This is a genomic window from Sphingomonas sp. 28-62-20 (assembly GCF_002281505.1).
In genome coordinates this window covers 1-1,285 of the sequence record NZ_NCGH01000075.1, presented here as the reverse complement: position 1 = coordinate 1,285, position 1,285 = coordinate 1, and the positions used below count along the sequence as shown (strand labels likewise).

Below are 1,285 nucleotides of genomic sequence, written 5' to 3'. Positions count from 1 at the left end.
CGAATGTCGTCGGTCAACCGATCGACCAGCCCGTGCTTCTTGGCGGCGGCGCGGTGGAAGAGGTTCACCAGGCCCCAGCCCAGATCTTCGATGTCACGCTCGAGCGAAGTGTTTCCCATCGTCGTGAAGAGATCGCTCCAGATCGCGGTAACGGTTTGCTCCAGGGCCTCGGTTGGCGGCGGTGCCATGCCGCCCAATTCTTCAACGCGGGGTTCGAGGTGCCCTAGCTCCATTGCCGCGAGCGCGGCTGCAAGCGATGTGGACATGATAGCGAGCCTTTCTGTCTGTGCCGGCGGCCTCTCCGCCGGATGCGCATCCTCTGGGCGCTCGCAAAGAGGTGCTGGCACCGAGGCGCAGCCGAGGGAAACCTGCGAACAAGGGGTGGTGCGGGCAGCCGTGGCACACGGCAACTCGGCCCGCCGTTCGCGGGTTGCCAGGGCCTCGCGAGCGCCCATATGCCGCATCCTCTGGCGGGGAGGTGTCGGGACTGACTGGCTCGATCCTAGCCCTCATGCGCTGCCGTTCACCCGCAACGGAGGTATCTCGAACTCCGCTGCAGCGAGATGGGATAGTACCGCCGCATAGCTGCCGAGGCCGCGCACCGTTTCGGCCGACATCATGATTTCGTCATCGTCGGACGCAGCAAAGCTCCGAATGGACGTTCCATCGAAGACCAAACGTTCGGGGCCGAACGCTCCCGGGGCGCCGCCAGCCCAACGGGCGAAGACAAGGCCATGATCGACACAGAAGGCCTCGATCGCCTCGAACCGACCCCAGGCGACCTCATGATCAGCCAGATAGAGAGGTACGCTCTGGTCAAGGTTGTCGGGTACAAATGCGGTGCCATTCCAGTCGGTGAAAGCGCCGTCGCTCTCGATTGCCGCGAGAAGAGCGGGAAAAAGGGCAGGGGACAGCGATCCGCCAATGCGGATCGCGACAGAAGCGCGATCGGCCACGATAAACTCCGTTGGAAGAGGGGAACGGTCAGCCCGCCAGCTGACGCCTGGGGATTGCGTCGAGCCATCGCGCCACCGACACGCGATCCTTGAGAGGTTTGGTGGCCTGCGCAGACTAAACGCGACTATTGCTAGGGGGCACTGCCGGCGTCCTTTAGGACTAAGGCTGGGTTGATGAGCCGGTACGACCGCGTCTTGAGCTTCGAGACACGGCATACCGTGCCAGTCATCGGATCGCGAAATAGCGGCGATTTACCCTTCGGATTGGCGATGACCATGAAACGGGTACGGTCTTCGCCATCATTGAAGCGGATCGGTTCGTCGAAGAC

General features: G+C 62.9%; 1 protein-coding gene and 2 pseudogenes. All 3 read right to left on the bottom strand.

Annotated features, from left to right (window positions below; all coding sequences use genetic code 11):
- Positions 1–266, bottom strand: a pseudogene (locus tag B7Y43_RS20130) (chromosome segregation ATPase); the annotation flags it as partial.
- A gap of 243 nt (positions 267–509) precedes the next feature.
- The gene (locus tag B7Y43_RS20125) at positions 510–956 is read right to left on the bottom strand and encodes a hypothetical protein (RefSeq protein ID WP_374133430.1); all 447 of its coding nucleotides are present in this window, start codon (positions 954–956) and stop codon (positions 510–512) included.
- A gap of 131 nt (positions 957–1,087) precedes the next feature.
- Positions 1,088–1,285 (bottom strand): annotated as a pseudogene (locus B7Y43_RS20120) (hypothetical protein); the annotation flags it as partial.